Source organism: Rhodococcus sp. EPR-147 (genome assembly GCF_001647185.1).
Taxonomy (GTDB): Bacteria; Actinomycetota; Actinomycetes; order Mycobacteriales; family Mycobacteriaceae; genus Rhodococcoides.
This window is the reverse complement of the sequence record NZ_LVCU01000470.1, coordinates 1-1,081: the sequence shown is the minus strand read 5'-3', so window position 1 is coordinate 1,081 and position 1,081 is coordinate 1. Positions and strand designations below refer to the sequence as shown.

At 65.1% G+C, this 1,081-nt stretch carries 1 protein-coding gene; it reads right to left on the bottom strand.

Annotated elements, in window-relative coordinates:
- Nucleotides 1-136 precede the first annotated feature (136 nt).
- Nucleotides 137-1,081 (bottom strand): rhodanese-like domain-containing protein (locus tag A2J02_RS20145; RefSeq protein ID WP_032399667.1); only part of this gene is annotated, 945 nt, incomplete at its 5' end.

Below are 1,081 nucleotides of genomic sequence, written 5' to 3'. Positions count from 1 at the left end.
CGGATCAGGAGTGTCGCCCGGGGTCCTGCTCGGTCTGGGGTCTGCTCACCGTCGGTGGCGCAGCGAGCCGACAGGGCGAGCACAGGACCAAACCGGGGGCGGACTGCACGACCGCCTCCGATTCGGGCGTGTTCGATCAGACTGTTTCGAGGTTGCGTGCGGACCAGGCGGCGTAGCTGCCCTCGAGTTCGACAACTCGGTAGCCGGCGCGACGCAGGGCGCTGGCTGCGACCGCGTTACGGACGCCGCTCTGGCAGTAGGTCACGATCGGACCGCCCGTGGGCAGTCCGTCGAGGTTCCACAGCAATCGCCCACCGCTGAGCTGTTCGGAGCCAGGTATGTGGCCGTCGGCGTGTTCGGTTTTGTTGCGCACGTCCAGCACCATTGCCGAGTCGAACGAATCCAGCTCGTCCGCACCGATCGTCTCGGGTGTCGTCATGGGAAATCCTCGTAGACTTGTGACGTACCCGGTCACCGTATCGATGCCGACCCGCAGCAGGTGATCACGTAGCTCGTCGGCGACGGCGCGGTCCTCGGCAAGCACCACCAGTGGAGTGTCCTCTCGTTCGGGGTCGTAGACCCAGGCACCGAACGAGGCTGCCTTGCCGATACCGGGGATGTTGAGCGCTCCGGGGACAGCGCCGGCGTGCACCTCATATTGGCCGCGGGTGTCGAGGAGGACGACCTCGTCGGAGTCGAGGGCGCGTGCCAATTCGGTGGAGTCGTACTCGTGCAGTGGAGAGAGTGGCCCGAGAACGACCGGGCCCTGCTTGTTCTGACGCTTCATCCGGCCGAAGTAGGCGTGTGCATCCGGTTGGCCGTCGAGCATCTCATCGACGAAGCCCTGCTCGTCGTCGCGCTCGACATACCCGGCCCACCAAGCGAAACGACGTTCGTAGCCGACGCTGGTCGACGGCAACGCGCCGAGAGCTTTTCCGCAGGCACTGCCCGAACCGTGACCCGGAAAGACCTGGATATGATCTGGCTGCGTGACGAACGACCGCTTCAGACTGCGGAAGATCTGTTTGGCACCCTCGAAACGGGTGTCGACACCGTCGGCAGCTTCGTCGAGTAGGTCCGG